Annotated in this window: 11 protein-coding genes; 4 read left to right on the top strand and 7 right to left on the bottom strand. The window is 73.0% G+C overall.

Annotated elements, in window-relative coordinates; genetic code table 11:
* Positions 1 to 51: 51 nt before the first annotated feature.
* From NUT86_RS15230 to NUT86_RS15215, 4 genes are all read right to left on the bottom strand, one after another.
* Positions 52 to 2,259, bottom strand: a complete 2,208-nt coding sequence (locus NUT86_RS15230; protein WP_274735754.1) for an SUKH-4 family immunity protein — start codon at positions 2,257 to 2,259, stop codon at positions 52 to 54.
* 15 nt (positions 2,260 to 2,274) lie between these two features.
* Entirely contained in the window at positions 2,275 to 8,190 is a 5,916-nt protein-coding gene (locus NUT86_RS15225; protein ID WP_274735752.1) for a toxin glutamine deamidase domain-containing protein, read from the bottom strand.
* A 67-nt stretch (positions 8,191 to 8,257) separates the two neighbouring features.
* Positions 8,258 to 8,641, bottom strand: a complete 384-nt coding sequence (locus NUT86_RS15220) for a WXG100 family type VII secretion target (protein WP_020397772.1) — start codon at positions 8,639 to 8,641, stop codon at positions 8,258 to 8,260.
* Between the two features lie 258 nt (positions 8,642 to 8,899).
* On the bottom strand, positions 8,900 to 10,594 hold the full coding sequence (locus NUT86_RS15215; protein ID WP_274735750.1) for a PucR family transcriptional regulator: 1,695 nt from the start codon (positions 10,592 to 10,594) through the stop codon (positions 8,900 to 8,902).
* Between the two features lie 217 nt (positions 10,595 to 10,811).
* Here NUT86_RS15215 and NUT86_RS15210 point away from each other — a divergent pair, with 217 nt between their 5' ends.
* Together NUT86_RS15210 and NUT86_RS15205 are read left to right on the top strand one after the other, a co-directional pair.
* The gene (locus tag NUT86_RS15210) at positions 10,812 to 12,401 is read left to right on the top strand and encodes a sodium:solute symporter (protein WP_274735749.1); all 1,590 of its coding nucleotides are present in this window, start codon (positions 10,812 to 10,814) and stop codon (positions 12,399 to 12,401) included.
* A 190-nt stretch (positions 12,402 to 12,591) separates the two neighbouring features.
* Positions 12,592 to 14,319: a thiamine pyrophosphate-binding protein gene (locus NUT86_RS15205; protein WP_274735748.1), complete on the top strand. Its 1,728-nt coding sequence runs from the start codon at positions 12,592 to 12,594 to the stop codon at positions 14,317 to 14,319.
* A 15-nt stretch (positions 14,320 to 14,334) separates the two neighbouring features.
* On the opposite strand, the gene NUT86_RS15200 is transcribed toward NUT86_RS15205, so the two are convergent.
* Genes NUT86_RS15200 through NUT86_RS15190 form a run of 3 tightly spaced genes read right to left on the bottom strand, consistent with a single transcriptional unit; the run spans position 14,335 to position 17,865 of the window.
* The gene (locus NUT86_RS15200; RefSeq protein WP_109889879.1) at positions 14,335 to 15,018 is read right to left on the bottom strand and encodes a TetR/AcrR family transcriptional regulator; all 684 of its coding nucleotides are present in this window, start codon (positions 15,016 to 15,018) and stop codon (positions 14,335 to 14,337) included.
* Complete coding sequence (locus tag NUT86_RS15195) at positions 15,015 to 17,093, bottom strand: YhgE/Pip family protein (protein WP_274735745.1); 2,079 nt, start codon at positions 17,091 to 17,093, stop codon at positions 15,015 to 15,017. Before NUT86_RS15195 ends, NUT86_RS15200 begins: the two co-directional genes overlap by 4 nt.
* Positions 17,065 to 17,865, bottom strand: coding sequence for an ATP-binding cassette domain-containing protein (locus tag NUT86_RS15190; protein ID WP_274735743.1), 801 nt, complete (start codon positions 17,863 to 17,865; stop codon positions 17,065 to 17,067). Before NUT86_RS15190 ends, NUT86_RS15195 begins: the two co-directional genes overlap by 29 nt.
* 232 nt (positions 17,866 to 18,097) lie before the next feature.
* Between NUT86_RS15190 and NUT86_RS15185 the strand changes: the two genes are divergently transcribed.
* Both NUT86_RS15185 and NUT86_RS15180 read left to right on the top strand, forming a co-directional pair.
* Complete coding sequence (locus NUT86_RS15185) at positions 18,098 to 20,953, top strand: discoidin domain-containing protein (RefSeq protein WP_274735742.1); 2,856 nt, start codon at positions 18,098 to 18,100, stop codon at positions 20,951 to 20,953.
* 238 nt (positions 20,954 to 21,191) lie between these two features.
* Positions 21,192 to 25,112, top strand: a complete 3,921-nt coding sequence (locus NUT86_RS15180) for an ABC transporter ATP-binding protein (protein WP_274735740.1) — start codon at positions 21,192 to 21,194, stop codon at positions 25,110 to 25,112.
* Positions 25,113 to 25,245 lie beyond the last annotated feature (133 nt).

Here is a 25,245-nt window from a genome sequence, read left to right as displayed (position 1 = left end):
CCGGTCCGGACGTCACCGCCCGCCCGTAACTCCCTGCCCGCCCCCGCCCCGTCAGTCATTCTCGAAGATGTACATCCAGGCGTCGGACTGCGAGCCGGCGTCGTCGAGCATCCAGAGTTCTCCGCTGACGTGCTGGCGCAGCGCGTACTGTTCGTCGCTGTTGTCGACCGTCCGGGAGATGCGCAGGCCGGTCAGCCACTGGGCGGTCATGGCGAGGAAGTTCTCCAGGGAGGACGCCACCAGCGCGCCGTCGACCGGGTCGTCCTCGTCGCCCGGGACCCGGAAGACCTCGCCGCCGGTTCCGTCCAGGACCACGTCACCGCCCATCCAGCGGCCGAGGAGGAAGAACGGCCCGTCGCTTTCGGGGTCTTCGGCCGCGTCGTCCGGCCAGGTGTATTCGGTCAGGAAGGCGTCGTCGTCCGGGGCGAGGCGCAGGCCGCTCTCGTCGAACGCGGGGACGCCGATGCCGGTCAGCACCTCGCGGGCGCCGTCCTCCTCCAGGCCGGCCGGCAGTTGGTCCCCCTTGAGGGGGCGGAAGACGTCCTCGCCCACGACGGCGCGCAGGTCCGCCGCTCCGGGGGGCGTGGCGTGCCGCGGGGTGGTCGGGCCCGCCGCCGCGTACGGCCCGGAGAGCGGGGCGCGGCAGGGGGTGCCGGCCGTCTCCTCCCAGCCCTTCGCGGGGGCCAGGGCGAACAGGCCGCCGGGGCCGCCCAGAATCGCCAGTTCGCCCACGGTCAGCACCGGAGCGGAGAGCAGGCTCGGATGTGCCGCGTCGGTGCCCGGGACGGCGGCTTCGAGCGCGTCGAGCGTGGTGATCGTGTCACCGGTGCCCGACCCGTCCGGCCAGGTGAGGGCGGTGTGGGCGTCCTCCGGGACGACGGAGTCCTCCGGCCAGGGGCCGGCCAGCGGTTCGCCGGTTCGCGCGTCCCAGATGCTGACGTCCACCTCAGGTGTGCCGAGCGCGGCCACGGCGGGCCGGCCGTGCCAGCGGACCTCGGCCGTCTCGCCGACCACGCCCGGCGCCAGGAACGAGGCGTGGAAACCGCCCGGCGGACGCCAGCGGGTCCACACCGCCTTCCACGGGAGGCGGATCCCCGAGGCGAGGAGCCCGGCCACGAAGTCCTCGTCGCCCCGGGCGGTCGCCATCAGGTGCAGCCAGGCGGCCCAGGCGGTCTGCGTGGCCGGGACCACTCCGTAGTCCCAGAGGTACGCGGCGTCCGCCGCGGCGCTGTTGCTGCCGATGCCGCCGTAGTGTGCGCAGCGCGCGGCATCGAGCAGGGCCGTCTGCGGCAGATGGGCCACCAGCTCGCCCCGGGCGACCAGTTCGTCGAGGGTCTGCGTGGTCCACTTCTGCTCGTGGTCGGCCTGTGCCGCGTGCATGGCCAGCCCCGCGGCCGCGTACGTGCCGAGCGCTCCGCCCGCCGCCCAGCCGTCGGGGTGGGCGAGCTCCGGGGCGAGCGTCCGCAGCCAGGCCGTCATATGGCGGTTCACCCGGGTGACGGTTTCCGGGGCGGTCTCGCGCCGCAGTGACTCGGCCACCGCCTCGTCGACGAAGCCGACACCGTCCTCGCGCCGCTCCAGCCACCGGTCGTGCTCGGCCAGCACGGTCTGGAGCGCGTCCTCGGTGACCGGGCGGCCGTCGTCCGCGCGCAGGCCCGCCACGAGTGCCGCCCAGGCGCGCGGCGGCACCGTACGGGGCTCGGCGAGCGCCAGGGCCCGCACCTCGTCCGGCCAGGCCGGCGGGGTGGGCGCCGGGTCCGCTCCGGCCGGCTCCAGCCGGAGGCCGGCGTCGCCGGAGCGCAGCAGACCGGGCGCGTCCACCTGCGCGATCACCTGGAGTCCGGTGCGCGCGCACAGCGCCTTCAGGGTTCCGGTCAGCAGCCGCTCCGCCTCGTACGAACGGCGGGTACGGCCCATCCGGTGCACGTGCGTGAGCAGCACCAGCCGCCGTTCCGGGAGGGCACGTACCTCGGAGATCCACCTGAGGCCGCCGTACCGCCGGGACTCCAGCCCCAGCGCCGCCAGCACCTCGCCCAGCAACTCCTCCGCGGTGCGCTCCGTGGCATCGACCAGGACGCTCGACGCGACCTGTGCGCCCACCTCCCGCAGCACCTGCCCGCCGTCGGCCGCGCCCTCGCCGACCAGGCTCAGCCAGCCCCCCGGCGCCAGCGGATCGGAGGTGTCCTGCCACCACCGCAGGAGCCGTCCGGCCGCCGCCCGCGCGGAAATGGTCTCCAGCACCGGGGTGTTACTGCTCATCGCTGCTCTCCTCGACTACGGCTTCGGCAGCATATGCATGCGGGTGGTTGCCCACAGATGGCCCATCTTCCGCAGGTGATTGTCCATCTCCTCGTCCATGATCTGCTCGTTGGGCTGCCGGTGGGCCTTCACCCGTTCATCGATCTTGGAGTCGGACAGCTCCGCCTTGCGCAGGGCCGCCTTCTGGGCGGCCTCCGACTGGCCCTCCATGCTCGCCAGGAGGTCCCTGCGCTCCTGCTGGAGGCGGGCACGTTCCTCGTCACGGGCCGGCTGGCCATCCGGATCGGTCCGGTAGGTCGTGCTGTAGTAGACCGGGAAGGGCGGGCGCTTCTGGATCTCCGTGGTGCAGTGGGCGTGCCCCAGCCCCTCACCGCACGGCTCGCGTTCGGTGTACAGACCGGCGATGTCGTACGTGCCCTGGCCGCTGGCCGTCTGGCTCTTGTTGAGCCGCTCCACCCACTCCAGCAGGTGCCGTTCGGAGTGCCGCGGGGTGTAACCCGAGTTTCCGGCCGGAATGGAGGAGTCGACGACGTAGGTGCTGTTCCCTTCGCTGTCGACGACCTCGATCACGGCGTAGTTCTTGCCCGTGAAGTCGGGCCGGGTGGAACCCGCCTGGCGCAGCAGCTGGTTGACGTGCGCGGTGGTCAGCTCGCGGCCGGCCAGATTGGGGCGGCGCGCGTCGCGGAGATCGGTCAGCGCCTGGTGCTCCGGCGTGCCGGGCTGCCGGTACGTCTCCGGCCACGACCCCGCGGGCTTCGCCTGCTCACGGGAGTGGGCACCGGCGGAGACCTCGTTCTGCTCGATGGGGTCGGGCTTCCCGTCCTTCTTGCGGGGCGGGGCGCCGTGGTACGGGTTCTCGCCGTCGGTGGCCCGCTGAGGGCTCTGGCCCACGCCGTTGTCCTCGTGGAACGCCTGGCTCATCCGGGCGAGCGTAGCCACGACGGCACCCCGCTGGCCGTCGTTCATCTCGGCGAAGTCCTTGCCGAGCACCTCGCGCAGTTCCCGCTCGGTGAAGGCCGTCGGCGGAATGTCGACGGGGTCGTTGCCGTCCTGCTTGTTGTTCGCCCGGGCGGCGTCGGCGGCTGCCTTGCGGTCGGCGGCCCGCTGAAGCAGATCGGCGAGGCTTCCGTCGTTCGCCCAGTGCTGCATGCGGTCATGGACCGGGTCGAGCCCGATGCGGTAAACGGGGTGCGGATGGGGCGCGTCGGGATGGTCCGGGTCGACCCGGATTCCCTGCTGCTCCGAGTCCGGAGGCAGGGAAGCGTGATGGTCCGTGGTCCGCTCGGGCTCGGGCAGGTCGGAGTTGCGCTCTTCCCGGGTGTTCTCCGCCGAATGGGGGTCCGAACCGGTCTGCTGCTCCGGGCTGTCGATGTCCATCGGGGACGGCGAAGGGTGGCCGTCGCCGTGCGCGCCCTCGGGCTCCGGGCCGTCGGTCTCAGTGTCCGTACGCGGATGCTTGGAGTCGCCCTGCTCGATCTCGTCCTCGGCCGGCCGCTTGGTGCCCGACGGGTCGGACGGTGGCTGGGGGGTGTCTTGGCCGGACGGGTTCTCCGGAGGCCGGCGGTCCGCGGCCGGCGGGTTGTCGGTGGTGTGCTGGGTGGTGTGTTGGGCGGGGGGCTGGTGGTCCGGGGTTCCGTTGTGCGGGGTTCCGTTGTCCGGGGTCCGGTGGGAGGGCGGCGGATCGCCCGGGGAGTGGTGATCCGGGCGGCCGGAGGAGGCGTCGGACGTGGTGCCGTCCTCCGCGGTGCCGTCCCTGGGGGTACCGGCGGGGTGTGGGCCGGGGGCGTTCTGTGGGGGATGTTGTGGGTTCTGGGGTTGGGGTTGGCTCTGGGGTTGGCCCTGGTGCTGCCCCTGGCCCTGGCCTTGGTGTTGTCCCTGACCCTGGCCTTGGCCGTGACCCTGGCCCTGCTGCTGGTTGGCCGCGGGGTCGAAGGGCTTGCGGTCGGCGTCCAGGGTCAGGTGCCAGACGCCGTCGGCGTGGGTGTGGATGGGCTGTTGGCTGATCTGGCCGGTCTGGCTGTCGACCCAGACGACCCGGCCGTTGTGGTTCACGGCGTTGAAGACATGGGCGCCGCCGCCGGAGCCGTCGGGGTTCCTGGGCCAAGTGACGAGAACGGCGGCCGCCGAGCCGTGGCCGGACTGACGGAGTTCGTCGGCGATGCGCTGGTAGCTGTCCTGGGCGTTCTGGCCGGAGTGGCGGAAGTTGGTCCCGGCCCAGTTCTGGATGTTGTTGGTGCCGTCGCGCTCACCGCTGACCCGGTCCAGGCCGCCGTGGCCGTCGTTGTCGTAGGTCCGGGGTGCCGAGACCTGCGGGTTGCCGTACCAGGACTCCATGAACGAGCGGGTGCAGTCGGCGCAGTTGTTGGAGCGGCCCGGAACGGTCGGGCCGCCGTCGTTCTGGAGCTGGGACCAGGGCTGGAAGGGGTCCGCGTGACGCTGCGGGCTGCCGTCCGGATCGCGCGGGAAGTTGTTCTCCAGCGCCTGCTGGTCGTGCGGGAACGGTGAATACAGGCCGCTGGGCTGGTGGTTGAGGCTCGCCCGGACGTCGTTGAGGCTCGGCCGCGGGGGGTGGTTGGGCGCTGTCGGCTGCTGCTGTTGGTGCGGAGGCTGTGGCTGGTGGTGTTGGGGTTGTTGGTTCTGGTTTTGATTCTGGGGCTGGTTGTGGGGCTGGGGCGGGGCCTGGTGCTGTGACTGCTGGTTGGGTTGTTGCTGCTGGGTTTGGGGCTGGTTCTGGTGCTGCGGTTGCTGGTGGTTCGTCGGCTGTGACTGTGACTGCGGCTGTGGCTGGTGGCTCTGGAGCGTCGGCTGCTGACGGGGGTCCGGGCGGTTCGGCTGGTTCGTCGGCTGGTGCTCGGGCTGCTGCTGACGCGGATCCGCACGATGGGGCTGCTGCTGTGGCTGCTGTTGCGGACGTTGCTGGTTGGGGTCGTGCGGTTGCTGCTGCGGAGGACGCTGGGCGTCGGGGCGGGGCGTATCCGGGCGCGGCTGGGCCTGGTCGGGACGCTGCTGGCGGGGGTCGGGCTGCCCGTTCTGGGGGGTGCGCGGGTCGTCCGGGCGGGTGGCATCCGGGCGAGGGGCGTCGGGACGTGGCTGGTCCGGGCGGGTGGCGTCGGGGCGCGGTGTGTCCGGCCGGGTGGTGTCCGGGCGCTGGTTTTGGGGGTGTTGCTGGTCTGGGCGTACGGGCTGGGTCTGGTCCGGGCGCGGTGGAGCCTGGTCGGGACGTACCGGCTGAGTCTGGTCCGGGCGTACCGGCTGGGTTTGGTCGGGGCGCGGGCCCTGTTGGTTCGGCTGGTTCGGCTGGTTCGTTTGGGGTGCCGGGTTCTGGCCGTGGGGTGGCTGGCTGCCCTGCGGGTGTTGCTGGTTCTGCCGGTCCTGGTCTGGGCGGGGGCCGTCCAGACGGGGGTTGTACGGGGGCGGCTCGGGGCGGCGTTGCTGGGTGGCGTCGTGGATGGCCTGGGAGCCGTCGGGGCGGCGGTTCGGGCCCGGTGAGGTGGTGGTGGGGCGGGGGCCGTCCAGACGGGGGTTGTACGGGGGCGGCTCGGGGCGGCGCTGTTGGGTGGCGTCGTGGATCGCTTGGGAGCCGTCGGGGCGGCGGTTGGAGGGGGCGGACGCGTTTCCGGTGGACGGTGTGCTGCCGCGCGTCGGGGCGGAGTGGGGCGTGGCCGGGCCGCCTTGCGGGGGCATGGCGGTGGGCGGGCCCGTCATCGGGCCGGGGTTCTGCGGGGTGTTCTGCGGTGACTGCTGCGGGGTGGAGGGCGTAGCGGTGCTGGGGTCCGCCGTGTGCGGGGTCGGCGGCGGTGCCGTCATGGTGCCGGCGGACTGGGTGGTGACGGTGGTGTCCTCGTCGCGCACATGCGGCATGGGGTCGCCGGGCGAGGGATCACGCTGTCCGATGGGCGGGCCGGACGAGGAGTGCTGCACCGGGGCGCCCTGGGACGGCACGCCCACATGCGGGGTGGAGGGACGTCCGCCCGCGCCGGATGCGGAGTTGTCCCCGTTGTTCTGGGAGCCGCTCTGACCGCTGTTGCTGTCGCCCTGGGGGGAGTTGTCGGTATTGGTGGGAGGGTTGCCGGCCACCGGGTCAGGGGAGGGCGAAGCCTGCTGTGGCTGCTGGGACGCGTCCGGGTGGGAAGGCCCGTCGGGGGTGGGGGAGTTGGACGGCCCGGCGGAGGAGTGGTCCGGGGCCGGGGCGGCGTCGGGGGTCGTCGTCCCGGAGTCGGGGGCCGGTGCGCCGTCGGGGTGCACGGACGGGCCCGGGGCCGGTTGTGTGCTGAGGGAGTCGGGGTCCGGGCGGGCCGAGTCCGGGGTGTGGTCGGGCGCCGGCTGGGTGCTGATGGCGTCCGGGCGGGCGGAGTCGGGGGTGTTGTCCGGTGCCGGCTGGGTGCTGACGGCGTCCGGGCGCGCGGCGTCCGGGGTGGTGTCCGGGGTGGGCCGGGTGCTCACGGAGTCCGAGTCCGGGCGGGCGGCGTCCGGGGTGGGGCCGCCGGAGTCGGGGGTGGTGCCCGAGTCAGGGCCGGGGCCGCCGGAGTTGGGGGTGGTGCTGCCCGAGTCCGGGCCGGGCGTGGAGCCCCCGTACGGGTTGTGGTTGTTGCCGCCCGTGTACCCCTCGTCGAACGCGGTGCGCTGGTCCGGAGGCGGCAGGGGCTGGGCCTGGGGCGTGTTGCGGTTGCCGTCCGGGCCGGGAGTGGAGCTGTCGCCCGTGGCGGAGGGGCCGCTGCCGGAGCCGGAGCCGGAGCCGGAGCCGGAGCCGGAGCCGGAGTCCGTGCCCGTACCGGAATCGCCGGCGCGCGGGGCATGCGACGGGCCGCCGGAGCTGTTGCCGCCGCCCGAGCCGTTCCCACTGCCACTCGACTCACCGGACCCGGCCCCCGACCCCGACCCGGAGCCGGTTCCCGACCCGGCCCCCGACCCGCTGTCGGTGCCCGCCCCGCCACCGTCGGCCCCACTCCCCGACCCACTCCCCGACCCACTGCCGGACCCACTGCCGGAACCCGAACCGCTGCCGGAACCGCTCCCGGCCCCCGACCCGCTCCCCGAGCCCGCACCGTCTCCGCCGCCGCTTCCACTCCCGGAGTTGCTCCCGGCCCCGGAGTTGCTTCCGCTCCCGGAGTTGCTCCCGGTCCCGGAGCCACTGGACTCGCTCGTGCCCCCGCCGTCTCCGCCGCTGTCCTCGCTCCCGCCCCGGCCGGCGGCGTGCTCCAGCCCGTCGCGGGCATGGTGGCCCGCCCGGCCGCCCGCGCCGTCGCGCAGGGACTCGGCGAAGGTCTGGCCGGAGTTCTTGAGCGCCTCCACGCCCGCCTCCGCGCCGGTCTTGGCGCTACGGCCGACGTCGAAGCCCTGCTGGGCCCCGAAGTGCATGTTCATGCCCTGCGCGATGGCGTCGGAGACCATCGCCTCCAGCGCGGAGACGGCCGGCTCCTTCACCGTCTCGACGATCGCCTCGACCAGCGCCTCGCGGGCTTCCTTGAGGATGCGGCGCACGATCAGACGGGTGGCCTGGGTGGCGGCGGCGGCGCCGATCTCGGACAGGCCGAGGGTGAAGGGCGCGGCCGCCTGAGCCGCGATGATCTCCGCCGCGAGGATCGCCAACTGGGCGATCACCGCGACTTTCATCCCGATGATGACCACGGAGCCGGAGTCCAGCGCGAACGCGATCAGCTCGGCGGCGCTACGGGCGTCGTCGAGGTAACCGGAGCCGTTGCCGGAGTACTTCTCCCAGGTCTTGCTGAAGCCGTCGATGCTGTCGCCGGAGTTGGCCGACAGCACGTTGCCGGCGGCGGAGACACCTTCGGACTGCAGCTGCTCGACGGCGCTCGCGAACGTCCGCCAGTGGTCGGCGGACTCGTTCATCTTGTCCTCGTCGCCCGTCGGCCAGTCGTAGCCGAGCATCTCAAGGACCCACTCGAGCCAGTCCGGAAGCATGAGCGACATGGCGGCAATCCCCCGTTGAACCGTGAAGCGACGGTGACGATGGTGGAGCTGTCGAGCGGGCTGGGCCTCAGGTGTGCGGCGACTTGAGGGCGATGATCTTCTGGCCCTCCGCCTCGGCGTTGGCGACGTGCTGCTTCATCAGCGACTCGTTGAAGTCCTCGTCGGCCTGGTGGTTGTCGGCCATGGTGTTCAGGGCGCCGCCGATCTCCTGGAGCTTGGCGGCCAGATGCCCCATCGACTCGTACATGCCGTCGCGCAGGCCCTCGTAGACCACGCCGAACTTCTCGCCGATCTCGTCATCACCCCATGGAGGGGTGTCCTTGCCCTCCAGACCGGTGAGCGCGTTCTTCAGCTTCTCCACCGCGGACTGGTAGCGCTGTCCGACGCCGGTGAAATCCCGGCCACCTGACTTCAGTGACGGAATGTCTGCCTGCAGGCCATCTCCTGCCACAGCGTCCCCCGCTCTCCGCTCGTCACCGTGTACCGCAGAACGTTCAACTAAGTTTAGTGGCGTACGCCCTTATAGGCTCAAGAAGTTGACTGTCACAAGGGTGTTACCGAGTCCGGCATATGTCCGCCCCGGATTCCTGCGTGACGGAGCGTCGGGCATGCGGTGCCCGGAAACGCCCCGGCCCCAGCCCCGGCCCCAGCCCCGGCCTCTTCACCCCGCGACTTAGCCACCACGTCACCGCGTCACCGCCTCACCGCGTCAGGACGGCGTGGCGTCCCGGTCGAGCGAGCGGAGGGCGAACCACAGCTCCATCCGGACGTCGGGGTCGTCCAGGTCGGTGTCGAGGAGGCCGGTGATACGGGTGATGCGCTGGCGCACGGTGTTGCGGTGGATGCCGAGGGCGGTCGCGGTGCGGTCCCAACTGCCGTGCAGGGCGAGCCAGTTGTGCAGGGTGACGAGGAGGTGCGGGGAGTCGGTCAGCGGGGCGAGCAGGGCCTGGGCGTGCCGGCGGGCGTCCGTGGGGGCGACGAGGGAAGTGACGCTGTGGGGGCCGGGGGTGCGGTGGCGTACCAGGGCGGTGCGGCCGGCGAGGGCGCGGCGCAGGGCGGAGGCGGCATGCCGGTCGGCGGCCGGCAGCTCGGCGACCGGGGCGGGTTCGCTGACACCGAGCGTCCAGCCGGGGTGTGCGGTGATCTCGCGGTCGGCGGGGATCAGGGCGCGCAGGGCGGGGGTGGCGCCGGGGGTGGTGGTCACCTCGGCGCCGGCCTCGGTGGGAGCCGTCGCCTCGGAGCCGGGGCGACGCGTCCCAGGGGCCTCGGAGCCGGGGTGCGTCCCAGGGGCGGCGGGCGGTTCGGCGGCCGTACCCGGGGCGACCAGGGAGGTGCCCAGAGCGGCAGCCAGGGAGGCCGCCGACTCGGTGGTGTCGCGGCGGCGTTCGGCGTGCACGACGGTCCAGAGGGACGGGCCGAGGAGCGGGGCGACATCGGCCGGGCGGGCTCCGAGGAGCAGCCGGACCAGGGCCGCGGAGTGCTCGGCGGTGGCCGGGCCGTGGGCGGTGGCCGGGCCGGTGATCAGGGAGAGGAGTACGGCGGCGACGCCCGCGATGGCATGCGCGGGCGGGTCGTGCGGGTCCGCGGCGACGACCAGGGCGAGCGCCTGACGGTCGCGGCCGCGGCCCGTCAGGGCGTACGCGGACAGGGAGGTGCCGGGGAGGGTGTCGGTGGCCGAGGACGGGCCGCCGGCGCCGATCACCTGGGCGAGACGGGCGGCCGCGGTCCGTACGGCGGTGGCGGGGCGGGGGCCGGCGGAGCCGTGTTGCGCGCCGTCCGGGGCGAGCAGCGCGGTCCAGCCGTGCACATGGCGGGCGAGGGTGCGCAGCACGGCGGAGGCCGGGTCGGGGCGGGCTGCGGCCGCGGCCAGGGCGCGCTGTGCCTCGCTGAGCCGGGTCAGCTCGCGGTGTCTGGCCTCCGTCACGGCCTGCCATACGGCGCTCTCCACGGCGGTGAACGGGGTGCCCGCCGGGACCTCGACGAGCGGCAGTCCGTGCCGGTCGCAGGCCGCCACCAGGGCGGCGGGCACGGTGTCGTGCACCGGCGCGATCCCGAAGCCGAGGGCAGCGGCACCGGCGGCGACGGTACGGGCGGCGTAGCCGTCCAGATAGGCATCGAGGGCACCCGGCGTGCGTGCCGCGTCCGCCGTGCCCGGTTCCGCCGGACGCGCCCGACCCGCCCCCTCCGTACCCCCCATCACCTCCGCCAGATGCACCCCCGCCGTCAGCAGCATCTCGCCGCCCAGGAGGTAGGGCACCGGGTCGGCCATCTCGGAGGTGTGCACCCAGTGGATGGCGACGCCCTGGCGCGGGCCGGCGATCTGGCGCAGGCCCAGATCCGTACGGGCGAGGAGGTCCGCCAGCGGCACCGGCGGGGTGGACGGCGGAGGCATCGGGTGCGGCATGTGCGGACCATCCACATCGGAGGGTGACGAGTGGAGGAAACGTACACTTCAGCGTCGTCCTGCCGCCTCCTAGGGTCAACCCCCGGGACGCGGCGCTTGGACGGGACCCCCGCTCGCCAAGCGCCCGTCGTCCCCCTGTCACACCCCCACCCCCCATTGCACTTCTCGCTTCTCCCTCTCCCCCTCTCCCCCTCGGCGCAGCTGGAAGGGATGGCCCATGGCTGTCGACTATGCGGTGATCGTGCTCTATTTGGCCGGAATGCTCGTCATGGGCTGGTGGGGGATGCGGCGCGCCAAATCGAAGAGCGAGTTCCTGGTCGCGGGCCGCCGCCTCGGCCCCGCGATGTACTCGGGAACGATGGCGGCGATCGTGCTCGGCGGCGCCTCCACCATCGGCGGCGTGGGGCTCGGCTACCAGTACGGCCTCTCCGGCGCCTGGATGGTCTTCACCATCGGCCTCGGGCTGCTCGCGCTGAGCGTCTTCTTCTCGGCCCGGATCGCCCGGCTGAAGGTCTACACGGTCTCCGAGATGCTCGACCTGCGCTACGGCGGCGCCGCCGGGATCATCTCCGGTGTCGTCATGTGGGCGTACACCCTGATGCTGGCGGTGACCTCGACCATCGCCTACGCGACCATCTTCGATGTGCTCTTCGGCATGGACCGGTCCCTCTCGATCATCCTCGGCGGGGCGATCGTCGTCGCGTACTCGACGCTCGGCGGGATGTGGTCGATCACCCTCACCGACATGGTCCAGTTCGTCGTCAAGACGATCGGTGTGCTGCTGCTCCTGCTGCCCATCGCCGTCATCAAGGCGGGCGGCTTCGCCGAGATGAAGGCCCAACTGCCGGACGACTACTTCGCGCCCCTGGGAATCGGCGGGCAGACGGTCTTCACCTATGTGCTGATCTACTCCTTCGGCATGCTGATCGGGCAGGACATCTGGCAGCGGGTGTTCACCGCGCGCAGCGACAAGGTGGCGCGCCTGGGCGGCACCGCTGCCGGTACCTACTGTCTGGCCTACGCCCTGGCCGGTGCGGTCATCGGCACCGCGGCCAAGGTGCTCTACCCGCATCTGGGCAGCCCGGACGACGCCTTCGCCACGATCGTCAAGGACGCGCTGCCGGTGGGCGTGCGCGGACTGGTGCTGGCGGCGGCGCTGTCCGCGGTGATGTCCACGTCCTCGGGCGCGCTGATCGCCTGCGCCACGGTCGCCAACAACGACATCTGGTCCCGGGTGAAGGGCGTCGCCGCGAAGCGGCGGCGGCCGGCCGAGGGAGGGTCCAGCGACGACGGCACCCCGTCGCGGACGGACGCCGGGGACGGGGCCGAGGCGCATGACGAGGTGCGCGGCAACCGCCTCTTCATCCTCCTCATGGGCCTCGCGGTGATCGTCATCGCGCTCGCGCTCAACAATGTCGTCGAGGCGCTCACCCTCGCCTACAACGTCCTCGTCGGCGGGCTGCTGGTACCCATCCTCGGCGGGCTGCTGTGGAAGCGGGGCACCGCCGCCGGTGCGCTGGCCTCGGTCGCGGTCGGCGGGCTGACCGTCGTCGGGCTGATGGTCTGGCTCGGTGTCCTCGCCAACGAGCCGATCTATTACGGGCTGATCGCCTCGCTCGTGGCCTATGTGGCGGTCAGCCTGGCCACCCCGCCCACGGACGCCGCGGTACTGGCCGCCTGGCGGGCGAGGCTGGCCGGCCACTCGGACGGCGATCCGGACGGCGATCCGGAGGACGAGCCGGAAGGCGATACGGCCGGGGCGGTGGCGCTGGCGCTGCAGCCTCCCTCCACCGCCGGACGGGCCTGACGCCGGCGCACACCGTCCCCGCGCCGTCCCCGCGTCCCGGGGGACTCCTGCCCCGGGGGCCCCTGGCCCGGGCCCCAGCGCCCGGCCACCCCTCCACATCCGCCCGTCCCCCTCCACATCCACCCGGCCACCCTCCACGTCCGCCCGCCCGTCCCCACGTCCGCCCCCGCAAGGAAGGCAGCACGCATCCATGAGCACCACCCACCCCACGGCAACCGAGCACCGGCGCACCGGCGGTGACCTGGTCGTCGAGTCGCTGGCCGCACTCGGCGCGCGCACCGTCTTCGGGCTGCCGGGGCAGCATGCGCTCGGGGTGTTCGACGCGCTGCGCCGCTCCACCCTGCGCTATGTGGGGCTGCGGGTGGAGAACAACGCGGGCTTCGCCGCCGACGCGTACGCCCGGGCCACGCACGGGGTCGCGCCGCTGCTGGTCTCCACCGGGCCCGGTGCGCTGATGACGCTGGCCGCGCTCCAGGAGGCGGCGGCCGGGTCGGCCGCCGTACTGGCCATCGGCAGTCAGGTGCCGCTGGCCGGGATCGGCGGCGGGCGCCACGGCTATCTGCATGAACTCACCGACCAGAGCGCCTCGTTCCGCGGTGTGGTCAAGTCCGTCCACACGGCGCGTACCGCCTCACAGATCCCCTCGGCGGTGGCCGCCGCCTGGGAGTCGGCGCTGAGCGCCCCGCACGGGCCGGTGTGGCTGGAGATCCCGCAGGATGTGCTGCTGGCGGAGGCCGGCATCCCGCCGGTGGGTGAACTGGACGCCACCCCGCGGGAGTTGCTGCCGCGGCCCGAGCTGATCGCGGCGGCGGCGGACCGGCTGACCGGGGCCCGGCGGCCGGTGATCCTGGCAGGCGGCGGAGTCGTCCGGGCCGGGGCGGAGGAGGAGCTGCTGGCGCTCGCCGAGCAGCTGGGGGCACCGGTGGCCACCACCTTCGGCGGCAAGGGCGCCTTCCCGTGGGAGCATCCGCTCTCCCTCCAGTCCTGGCTGGAGGACCGCTACACCACGACCTTCCTGGAGGACGCGGACACGCTGCTGGTCGTCGGCTCGGGGCTGGGCGAACTCTCCTCGAACTACCACACGTTCCGGCCGCTGGGGCAGGTCGTGCAGATCGAGGCGGACCTCGGCAAGCTGGAGTCCAACCATGCCGCGCTGGGCATCCACGCGGACGCCCGGGCGGCGCTGGCCGCGCTGGTCAAGGAGGTCGGGGAGCGCGGGCCCCGTCACACCGGCGCCGCCGAAGAGGCCGAAGAGCACGCGGGGGCCGGGGGTGCCGGAGTGGCCGGGGGTGCCGGAGCGCTCGCCCCCGAGGCCGCCGTGTCCGACCTCCTGGCGCGGGTCCGCGACCGGATCGCGGGGCAGCAGCTCGACCTGGAGCAGCAGGTCCTGGCCTCGGTGCGGGAGGCGCTGCCCGACGGCGCGGTCAGCTGCTGGGACATGACGATCCTCGCCTACTGGGCGTGGTCCGCCTTCGACCCGCGGCGGACCAACGCGCTGCATTCGGCGCAGGGCGCCGGCGGGCTGGGCTACGGCTTCCCGGCGGCGCTGGGCGTGGCCGTCGCCGATCCGGCGCGGCCGGTGCTGGCGGTCTCCGGCGACGGCGGCGCGATGTACTCGATCGCCGAGCTGGCCACCGCCCGGCAGTACGACCTGCCGGTGACCTGGCTGATCGTGGACGACGGCGGCTACGGCATCCTGCGCGAGTACATGACCGACGCGTTCGGCGAGGCCACCGCCACCGAACTCACCCGGCCGGACTTCGTGGCCCTGGCCGAGTCGTTCGGGGTCCCCGCGGTCCGGACGAGCCCGGAGCGGCTCCGTACGGACCTGGCGGCGGCGCTGGCGGCCCCCGGCCCGTCGGCCGTCGTCCTCCCGGCCCGGCTTCGGATGTTCGCGCCCACCCACCTGGACTCCTGAGGGCGGGCCGCCGAACTACACCTCGGACCGGACCGGGTCGCCGCCCGCCCCCACCCGCCCCTGCAACAGCCGCGACAGCGCCGCGTGGACGTCCTCGACCGAGCGGTCCGGCTGGAAGGACTGCCAGTCCAGGGCGGCCACCAGGACCATGCCGAGGAGGGCGGAGGCGGTGAGGGGGATGTCGAGCTCGTCGGAGAGTTCCCCGTTCCGTACGGCGTCCCGGAGGACGTCCTCGACGACGGCCTGGGCCCGGCCGCGCACGGAGGTGAGGGTGGCACGCCAGGTGCGGTTGGTGCGCCAGAGTTCGGCGACGTAGAGCTGGATGAGGGCGGGGGAGCAGGCGATGAAGTCCAGGCCGGCCCGGATCATCGCGTCCAGGGCGTCGACCCGGGTGCCGCCGCGCTCCGCCGTGGCATCGGCGGCCCGGCGCAGGGAGTCGGCGAGCAGATCGATGCCGTCCCGCAGCAGCTCCTCGTAGAGGACGTTCTTGCTCGCGAAGTTGTAGTAGACGGTGCCCTTGGCGACGCCGGCGCGGTCGGCGATCTCGTCGACGGTGGTGGCGGAGAAGCCCTGTTCCGCGATGAGGATGACGGCGGCGTCGAAGATCCGGCGGCGCGTCGAGCTGCGCCGGGGGCCGGGGGCGGTCCCCGGGGCGGTGCCGTCGCCGGCACCGCCCCGTCGGACCGTGGGGACGCTCACAGGCTGAGTTCCGGATGCAGGTCCTTCATCCGGACGACCTGCCGGCTGCGCGCCGCGAGGGCGGTCAGGGCCAGCGCGCCCAGGGTGAAGACGACCAGGACCACACAGCCCTGCTGCACGATGGCGAGGTCACCGCCGGTGATCAGCCGGCGCAGGCCGTCGACCACGTAACTCATCGGCAGGAAGGGGTGGATGGCGGCGAAGAACCCGGGGCTGGTCTGCACCGGGTAGGTGCCGCCCGCCGAGGTCAGCTGGAGCATCAGGACGACCAGGGTCAGCACCCGGCCGGCCGGTCCGAAGAACGCGCCCAGCAGCTGGATGATGGCGGTGAAGCAGGCCGTGGCCAGCAGCAGGAAGCCGACGGTGCCGGCCGTGCGGGCCATCTCCAGGCCGAGTCCCCAGTGGAGCACGGCCATCAGCGCCAGCACCTGCACGACGCCGATGGCGTAGGCCGGCAGCCACGAGCCGAGGGCGATCCGCCAGCCCGGGGCGCCCGCGGCCAGTGCGCGCTTGCCCAGCGGCTGGAGCAGCATGAAGGCGACCATCGCGCCGACCCAGAGGGAGAGCGGGATGAAGTACGGCGCCAGGCCGGTGCCGTAGTTGGGCGCCTTGTGCAGCGACTTGGCGGCCAGCTCGACCGGGTCGGCCATCACCTCGGTGCGGGTGTCCCGGTCCTTCTTGTTGTAGTCGGGGATCTTGGAGACGCCGCTGTGCAGCCCGTCGGCCAGCTGGTTGCTGCCGTCCTTGAGCTTGAACAGGCCGCCGGTGAGCTTGTCGGCACCGTCCTTGGCGACGCCCAGGCCGTCGTGGAGCTTGCCGGCGCCGTCGGCGAGCGTGCCGATGCCGTCGGCGAACAGCCCGGCGCCCTGGGAGACCTTGTGGGCGCCCGCGTTGAGCTGGTTGATCTGGCCGATCGCCTTGTCGGCCCGGTTCGCGATGCCCGGCGCCTCCTCGGCGACCATCGCGGCACCGTTGTGCAGCTCCCGCACCTTGGTGCGCAGCTGCCCGAAGTCCGTGTGGGCGACGGTGTCGTTGACCTTCTCCGCCGTGTCGGCGGCGAGGGCGGTGCCGTCCGCGATCGCCTTCAGCTTGGGGCAGTCGGGGTCGGTGTCGACGAGGCCGTTGCAGCGTTCCCGGTAGAGGTCAGCGGCGTTGTCGGCGTTCTTCCGTGCCTGTTGGGCGGCCCTGGCGGAGTCCCCGGGCAGCTTGCCGAGGTCCTCGTCGAGCTGCTCGGTGAGGTCGGCGACGATCTGTGCCTTGCGGCCGATGTCCTTGCCGTGCTCGCGGAGGTAGGGCAGGTCCTTCCTGGCGATGCCGTGGACCTTGTCGGCGAGCTGCTGGGTACCGTCCGAGACCTTGCGCGCGCCCAGGCTCAGCTGCCTGGCCTTCGTGGCGGCCTCCGCCGCGCCCTTGCTGATCCGGCCCGCGCCCTTGTCCAACTCGCCGAGGCCGTCGGCCAGTTTGCCGGTCTTGTCCTTGGCGGTGCCGAGGCCGTCATCGAGCTTCCCGGCCCCGTCCGCCGCCTCGGCCGTCTTGTCGTGCAGATCGGAGAACGAGATGAAGATCTTGTCGAGCATGGCCCGCGACGAGGTGGCCGAGGTCTTGGCCCGGACCTCGGAGAAGACCGTCTTGGAGATCGAGCCGACGACGTAGTTGTTGGCGTCGTTCGTCCGGACCTGGAGCGCGCCCGTCTGCGGGGTGTCACCCGAGCTGGAGGCGATCCGCTTGCTGAAGTCCTTGGGGACGGTCAGCGAGAGGTAGTACGTGCCGTTCTCGACGCCCTTGGCGGCGTCGGCGGAGCTGACGTCCTCCCAGTGGAACTTCTTGCTGTCCTTGAGGTTCTCGGACAGGTTGTCGCCCGCGTGGATCTCCTTGCCGCCGGTGGTGGCACCCCGGTCCTCGTTGACGAGGGCCACCGGGATCTTGTCCAGACGGCTGTACGGGTCCCAGAAGGAGCACAGGTAAAGGGCTCCGTAGAGCAGGGGGATCAGCGTCAGGGCCACCAGGCCCAGCCGGGGCAGCTTGCCCCTGCCGAACCGCCTGAGCTCAAGCGCGGCCAGTCTTGGCGAACGCATGCGCTGCTTCCTCCTCGGGGGTGTGGGTGTCGTCCTGGACGGGGGTGGGGGTGGGGTCGGCGGCTTCGGAATCCGTCCGCGCGGTGCTGACGGTCAGCGCGTCCGCCGGTGCGCCGTCGCCGGCGGCCACGACGGTGAGGCCCTCGCGCGTGAGGTCCAGCAAGAGCTGCCAGGCCTCGGTGCGTTCGGCGTCGGAGAGCTTGAGGTCCACATCGTCGACGGCCAGCAGCTGCGGGCCGTGCATCAGCCCGAGCGCGACGGAGAGCCGCAGCGCCTCGATCCGCTCCAGATCGCGTACGGCCGTCCGCAGGTCCTTGGGCAGGGTGCCGGGGTCGAGCCGGGCGGCCGCGAGGGCGGCGTCGATCCGGGCCCGGGTGGCCTCCTTGTGGCGCTTGCCCCAGGGGAGCGAGGCGCTCAGGGAGCCCTTGACGCGGTGGCCCAGCAGGGCCTGTTCCTTGAGGTGTTCGCCGACGGTGAGGGCGGGTTCGAGGTCGGCGACGCCCGGTACGTGCGCCAGCGCCGTACGGCTGCGCACCGTCCCCATCCGCTTGGGCAGGGGGAGTCCGGAGACCGTCGCCTCGCCCTCGGTGATCCGCATCCGGCCGGTGAGGGCCAGCAGCAGACAGGTGCGGCCGGAGCCGGAGGGGCCCTGGACCGCGATCAGCGTTCCCGGCTCCGCGGTGATGCCGATCCCTCTGAAGGCCCATCCCCGTGGGCCCTCCACTCCGATTCCGCTGGCGTTGACCGCCGCCCCCTGGCGGGTGGTGTTCACCGACACCCCTCCCCTTTTGATCTGACTGGTCAGTCTAAAAGTGTGCCGTATCGAGGGCCTTGTTGACCAATCGGGGTGCCCCGGCGGCAACGGACCGAAGTCGGCCGCGTCGATCCCGTGACCCGGACGGGGGAATCGCCCTAGGGTGCCGTGCAGGCGGGGGCCTGATGATGTCCATGGTGAGTCCGTGCCGCGGCAAGCGGCGCGGACCGCGTACAGACGACGGAGAACCATGCACCCTTCGGCTCAGCACCCCGTGGACCGGCCGCCGCAGCAAGCGGCCGGTCCGGCCGCGCCACGCTCCCGCAAGCTGGTCGCCCCCCTGCTCGCCACCGCCCTGATAGCGGTCCTCGCCCCCGTATCGGCCTCCGCCGCGGCGCCCACTCCGGCGCCCGAATCGGCCGGCTCCGCCAAGGGGCCCTGTCTGAAGGGCGACGGCGACGACGGCTGGACCGCCACCGCCACCAAGATCGACCCCAAGGACAGCCACCACGCCTACGTCGGCAACGGCTACCTCGGACAGCGGGTACCACCCAACGGCACCGGCTACGCGGCACCCGGCGGTGCGACCGGCTGGCCGCTGAAGACCCCCGAATACGACGGCTCGTTCGTCTCCGGGCTGTACGCCAAGGGGCCCAAGGACCTCAAGGGCCGGCAGGCCATCGCCGCGATCCCCACCTGGACCACCCTCGACGTCGCCACCGGCGGCGCGCACCCCGACACCTTCTCCTCCGCCACCGCGCCCGGCCGGATCTCGCACTACCGCCAGACCCTCTCCCTGCGCTGCGGATTCGTCCGTACGTCGCTGACCTGGACCGCCGCCGACGGCCGGGCCACCGACCTGGTCTACGACGTGCTCGCCGACCGCACCGACGCCCACACCGGCGCCGTACGCCTGCGGATGACGCCCCATTGGAGCGGCTCGGCCACGGTCACCGACGGCCTCGACGGCCGCGGCGCCCGCCGGATGACGGCGTCGTCCGAGGGCGGCTCCGCCACCGGGGGCAAGGAGGCCGGGGGCAAGGACACCGGCCGCACCATGGACGTCGGGTTCCGCACGGACGGGACGAAGACCGAGGGCGCGGTGGCCTCCACCCTGCGCACCGGGCCCGGCGTACGCGCCGAGCAGCCCGGCCCGGCGGCCCGGCAGGACAAGCTGAGCAACCGGCAGCGGGTGTCCTTCCCGGTCCGCAGCGGCCGCTCGTACGAGCTGACCAAGTACGTCGGCGTGGACACCGCGCTCACCTCCCGCTCCCCCCGCGCCGCCGCCGACGCCGCCTCGCGCCGGGCCGCCGAGCGCGGCTGGGACGCCCTGTTCGCCCGGCACAGCGCCGCCTGGCAGCGGCTGTGGCGCAGCGACATCGAGGTCAAGGGCCGCCGCGACCTGCAGTCCTGGGTCCGCTCGGCGCAGTACGGACTGCTGGCCAACACCCGCGCCGGCAACCGCAACAGCATCGGCCCCACCGGCCTGACCAGCGACAACTACGCCGGTGAGATCTTCTGGGACGCCGAGACCTGGATGTACCCGGGCCTGCTCGCCGCCCACCCCGCACTCGCCAAATCGATCGTCGACTACCGCTACAAGACCCGGGCCGGGGCCGCCGCGAATGCCCGGAAGCTCGGCTACGACGGGCTGTTCTACTCCTGGACCAGCGGCAGCAAGGGCGATCTGTGGAACGAGTGCCACAGCTGGGACCCGCCGCACTGCAAGACCCAGAACCACCTGATGGGCGACATCTCCCTAGCCACCTGGCAGTACTACCTCGCCACCAAGGACACCGCCTGGCTCAGGTCCCGCGGCTGGCCCGTCCTCAAGGGCATCGCCGAATTCTGGGCCTCACGGGCCACCCGTAACACCGACGGCAGCTACTCCGTCAAGAACGTCGCCGGGCCCGACGAGTACAGCAACGGCGTCAACGACGCGGTGTTCACCAACGCCGGGGCCGCCACCGCACTGCGGCACGCCGGCCGGGTCGCCGAGATCCTCGGTGAGAAGGCACCGGCCTCCTGGAAGACCATCGCCGACAAGCTGCGCATCCCCTACGACAGCAAGAAGAAGGTCTTCGAGCAGTACGCCGGGTACAAGGGCACGACCATCAAGCAGGCCGACACCGTGCTGCTGATGTACCCGCTGGAATGGCCGATGTCGCAGACACAGGCGGCCCGCACGCTGGACTTCTACGCCGGGCACACCGACCCGGACGGCCCGGCCATGACGGACTCGGTGCACGCCATCGACGCCGCCGGGATCGGTGAGGCCGGCTGCTCCACGTACACCTATCTGGAGCGGTCCATCAAGCCGTTCGTCCGCGGGCCGTTCGACCAGTTCTCCGAGGCGCGCGGCGAGAAGGCCGGGGCCGAGGACCCGCACGCCGGCAAGCCCGCCCAGGACTTCCTCACCGGCAAGGGCGGCTTCCTGCAGACCTTCACCCACGGGCTGACGGGGCTGCGGCTGCGCGAGGACCGGGTCCGTCTCGACCCGATGCTGCCGCCGCAGCTGTCCGAGGGCGTCACCCTGCGCGCTCTGCACTGGCAGGGGCGGACCTACGACATCGCGATCGGCGCGCACCAGACCACCGTGCGGCTGACCGCCGGGGCGCCGATGCGGATCGAGTCGCCGGAGGGCGAGAAGATCGTCAGCCGGGGCGCGCCCGCCGTCCTCAAGACCCGCCGCCCGGATCTGGCGGCGACCTCGAACGCGGCCCGGTGCACCTCGGCCACGGCGACCTCGGAGGAGCCCGGTCTCTACGCCGGCGCCGCCGTGGACGGCAACAGCACCACGGCCTGGGTGCCCAACGCCGCCACCGGCACCCTCACCGTCGACCTCGGCCGGACCACCCGCGTCGGCCAGATCACCCCGCACTGGAACAAGACCCGGCCCAAGTCCTACAACGTCCAGGTCTCCCAGGACGGAAAGCACTGGTCGGGGACGGGATACTCGGGCCGCACCCCGGCCCGGTACGTCCGGGTCACGGTGACCGGTGACCGGACCCCGGCGGCCGACGGGAAGCCCAAGCCGCATCCGGGCATCTCGGAGCTGACCGTGGAGCGGGTGAAGGACGCCCCGACGGGGGAGCGGGGGAAGTAGCCCGCCGCACCCCGCCGCCTGAGCGACGGCCCCGTCCCGGACCACCCGGGGCGGGGCCGTCCGCCGTGCGGGCACGGGGCCGTCCACCGTGCCGTGCCGGGGCCGTACCGCCGTGCGGGGCCGGGGCCGTTCCGTCGCGCCGGGGCGGGATTCGCACAGAAGTTTGTAACGGCGGGATGAAATCCGCCCTGTGCGGTGTTGGTGCCCTCGACAAGTGTCGATGGGCGGGAGGCTCCGGGTGGCGGGGACGGACACGGAACGAGCGGGCTGGGCGCGGCGGCTGACCCGCGACTGCTGGCAGTACCGGAAGGATGTGCTGCTGGCCCTCGGCTCCTCGCTCGCGGGGATGGCCGTGCTGGCCCTGGTCCCGCTCGTACCGAAGCTGATCATCGACGAGGTCATCGTCCGGCACGAGCGTGCCCTGGGCCCCTGGGCAGCTCTGCTGGTCGCGGCCGCGGTCGTGGTCTACGTCCTCACCTACATCCGCCGCTTCTACGGCGGCCGGCTCGCCCTGGACGTCCAGCACGATCTGCGGACCCGGATGTTCGGCGCGATCGCCCGCCTCGACGGCCGGCGGCAGGACGAGCTGAGCACCGGCCAGGTCGTCGGCCGTGCCACCAGCGACCTCCAGCTGATCCAGAGCCTGCTGTTCATGCTCCCGATGATGATCGGGAACGTCCTGCTGTTCGTGATCTCGCTGGTGGTGATGGCGGTGCTGTCGCCGCTGCTCACCGTCGTGGCGCTGGCCGCCGCCCCCGCCCTGTGGTTCATCGCCCAGCGCAGCCGCGCCCGCCTCTTCCCCGCCACCTGGTACGCCCAGGGACAGGCGGCCGCCGTGGCCGGTGTCGTGGACGGCGCGGTCTCCGGGGTGCGGGTGGTCAAGGGCTTCGGGCAGGAGGAGCAGGAGACCGGCAAGCTGCGCGAGGTCAGCCGGCGGCTGTTCGCCGGGCGGCTGCGCACGGTCCGGCTCAACGCCCGCTACACCCCCGCGCTGCAGGCCGTACCCGCGCTCGGCCAGGTCGCGATGCTGGCCCTCGGCGGCTGGATGGCCACCCAGGGGCAGGTCACCCTCGGCACCTTCGTCGCCTTCTCCACCTATCTGGCGCAGCTGGTCGGACCGGTCCGGATGCTGGCGATGATGCTGACCGTCGGCCAGCAGGCACGGGCCGGTGTGGAGCGGGTCTACGAGCTGATCGACACCGAGCCCTCGATCGCCGAGCGGCCGGACGCACACGAGCTGCCCGCCGACGCCCCGGCCACCGTCGAATTCAACCGGGTGACGTTCGGGTACGCACCGCTGCACGAAGGCGCGGACGAGGACGCGGACGAGGACGCGGACGAGGACGCCGGGCCCGCCCGGGAGGCCCCGCCCGCCGTCCGCCCCGTCCTGGAGGACTTCTCGCTGCGCATCGAGGCCGGTGAGACCGTCGCCGTGGTCGGCACGTCCGGCAGCGGCAAGTCCACGGTCTCGCTGCTGCTGCCGCGCTTCTACGACGTCTCCGCCGGCCGGGTCCTGGTCGGCGGCCACGATGTGCGCGAGCTGACCCTGGAGTCGCTGCGGGCCGCCATCGGCCTGGTCCCCGAGAGCAGCTTCCTGTTCTCCGACTCCGTCCGCGACAACATCGCCTACGGCCATCCGGACGCCACCGACGCGCAGGTGCGCGCCGCGGCCCGCGCCGCGCAGGCCGACGGCTTCATCTCCGAGCTTCCCGAGGGCTATGACACCAAGGTCGGCGAGCAGGGGCTGACCCTGTCCGGCGGCCAGCGCCAGCGCGTCGCCCTGGCCCGCGCCATCCTCACCGACCCCCGGCTGCTGGTGCTGGACGATGCGACCTCGGCGGTCGACGCCCGCGTCGAGCACGAGATACACGAGGCGCTGCGCGGCGTCATGGCGGGCCGGACGACCCTGCTCATCGCCCACCGCGCCTCCACCCTGGCGCTCGCCGACCGGGTCGCCGTCCTCGACGGCGGGCGGCTGGTCGACCTCGGCACCCAGGAGGAGCTCGAAGAGCGCTGTCCGCTCTACCGCAGGCTGCTGACCGACCCGGAGGAGCTGGGCGGCGTCGAGCGGGACCCGGCCGGTGCGCTGGCCGGCGCCTTCGACGGCGAGTTCGCCGCCGGCGGGCTGCTGGAACGGGACCCGGCGGCGGACACCGACGGGCCCGACGGGGTACGGGACGACGCGGCGGCCCGGACCGGGGCGGACGGCACGATCACCCCCGAGCTGTGGGTCCGCCGTGAGCAGGAGGCCGAGGCGGGCGGAGCCGGGATGGCGGCCCGCGCGGCCGTCGCGGCCGGGCCCGGCATGGGCGCCGCGATGGCCGGACTGCCCGCGACCCCCGAACTCCTCGCCCAGGTCGCCGCGCTGCCGCCCGCGACCGACAACCCGGACGTCGACGAGGACCAGGCCGTGCGCCCCGAGCGCTCCTACGGCCTGCGCCGGCTGCTGCACGGCTTCGGCGGGCCGCTGGCCTTCGCCCTGGCGCTGGTCGCCGTGGACGCCCTCGCCGGGCTGCTGCTGCCGGTCCTGATCCGGCAGGGCATCGACGAGGGCGTCCGCCGTGGTGCGCTGATCGGTGTCTGGACGGCCGCCGCCATCGCCCTGGTCGTGGTCCTGGCCCAGTGGGCCGCGCAGATCGGCGGCAACCGCATGACCGGACGCATCGGTGAGCGGGTCCTCTACTCCCTCCGCCTCAAGATCTTCGCGCAGCTCCAGCGCCTCGGGCTCGACTACTACGAGCGGGAACTGACCGGCAAGATCATGACCAGGATGACGACGGACGTGGACGCCCTGTCCACGTTCCTGCAGACCGGCCTGGTCACCGCCCTCGTCTCGATGCTGACCTTCTTCGGCATACTCGTCGCGCTGCTGGCCATCGACCTCCAGCTGGCCCTGGTCGTCTTCGCCACCCTCCCGCCGCTGATCGTCGGCACGTACTTCTTCCGCAAGCAGAGCGTGAAGGCCTACGAGCTGGCCCGCGAGCGGATCAGCGTCGTCAACGGCGACCTCCAGGAGAGCGTGTCCGGACTGCGGATCGTCCAGGCGTTCCGGCGCGAGCGGCAGGGCGCGGAGCGGTTCGCCGCCCGCAGCGACGACTACCGCCGGGCCCGGGTCCGCGGCCAGTTCCTGATATCCGTCTACTTCCCCTTCGTCCAGCTGCTGTCGTCCGTGGCGGCGGCGCTGGTGCTGATCGTCGGCGCCGGGCGGGTCGGCTCCGAGACCCTCACCGCCGGTGCGCTGGTCGCCTACCTGCTCTACATCGATCTGTTCTTCGCCCCCGTCCAGCAGCTCTCCCAGGTCTTCGACGGTTACCAGCAGGCGTCCGTCTCCCTCGGCCGCATCCAGGAGCTGCTGCGTGAGCCGACGACCACCCCGGCCGTCGAGCGGCCCCGCGAGGTGCCCGCGCTACGGGGCGACATCACCTTCGACGATGTGCACTTCCACTACGGCGAGGACGAGGACCCGGCGCTGGCCGGTATCGCGCTGACCATCCCGGCCGGCCAGACCGTGGCCTTCGTCGGCGAGACCGGCGCCGGCAAGTCCACCCTGGTCAAGCTGGTCGCGCGGTACTACGACCCGTCCTCGGGCGCCGTCCGGGTCGACGGTGCCGATCTGCGCGAGCTGGACCTGACCGGCTACCGCCGGCGCCTCGGAGTGGTCCCCCAGGAGTCCTACCTCTTCACCGGCACGGTCCGCGACGCCATCGCCTACGGCCGGCCGGACGCCACCGACGCCGAAGTGGAGGCCGCCGCCCGGGCCGTCGGCGCCCACGCGATGATCGCCACCCTCGACGGCGGCTACCTCCACGAGGTCGCCGAGCGCGGCCGCAACCTCTCGGCCGGCCAGCGCCAGCTGCTGGCCCTGGCCCGTGCCGAACTCGTCGATCCGGACGTGCTGTTGCTCGACGAGGCCACCGCGTCCCTGGACCTGGCCACCGAAGCGGTCGTCAACCAGGCCACCGACCGGCTCGTCGGGCGCCGTACGACCCTCGTCGTCGCCCACCGGCTGACCACCGCGGCCCGCGCCGACCGGGTGGTGGTGCTCGACCGCGGCCGGATCGTCGAGGACGGCAGCCATGCCCAGCTCCTCGCCCGCGAGGGCCGCTATGCGGAGCTGTGGCGCACGTTCACGGGCGAGGAGGAGGAACTCGCGGCCTGAGTGCTGAGACCCGAGGCCCCGGGCCCGGTCCACGACCGGTCTGGGGCCATTCTGGACCGTTCCGGGGCTGTTCCGGACCGTTCCGAGACCGGTCCCCGGCCGTTCCGGGACCGGTCCGCGGCCGTTCCAGGAA

It is taken from the genome of Streptomyces sp. G7(2002) (assembly GCF_028870195.1).
GTDB classification, from domain to species: domain Bacteria; phylum Actinomycetota; class Actinomycetes; order Streptomycetales; family Streptomycetaceae; genus Streptomyces; species Streptomyces nigrescens.
This window is presented reverse-complemented; position numbering and strand designations above follow the sequence as displayed.

What these genes read in the sequence shown, in the direction of transcription:
- NUT86_RS15230 (WP_274735754.1), bottom strand. Translation starts at nt 2,259, where the DNA reads ATGAGCAGTAACACCCCGGTGCTGGAGACCATTTCCGCGCGGGCGGCG.
- NUT86_RS15225 (WP_274735752.1), bottom strand. Translation starts at nt 8,190, where the DNA reads ATGTCGCTCATGCTTCCGGACTGGCTCGAGTGGGTCCTTGAGATGCTC.
- NUT86_RS15215 (WP_274735750.1), bottom strand. Translation starts at nt 10,594, where the DNA reads ATGCCGCACCCGATGCCTCCGCCGTCCACCCCGCCGGTGCCGCTGGCG.
- NUT86_RS15210 (WP_274735749.1), top strand. Translation starts at nt 10,812, where the DNA reads ATGGCTGTCGACTATGCGGTGATCGTGCTCTATTTGGCCGGAATGCTC.
- NUT86_RS15205 (WP_274735748.1), top strand. Translation starts at nt 12,592, where the DNA reads ATGAGCACCACCCACCCCACGGCAACCGAGCACCGGCGCACCGGCGGT.
- NUT86_RS15195 (WP_274735745.1), bottom strand. Translation starts at nt 17,093, where the DNA reads ATGCGTTCGCCAAGACTGGCCGCGCTTGAGCTCAGGCGGTTCGGCAGG.
- NUT86_RS15185 (WP_274735742.1), top strand. Translation starts at nt 18,098, where the DNA reads ATGCACCCTTCGGCTCAGCACCCCGTGGACCGGCCGCCGCAGCAAGCG.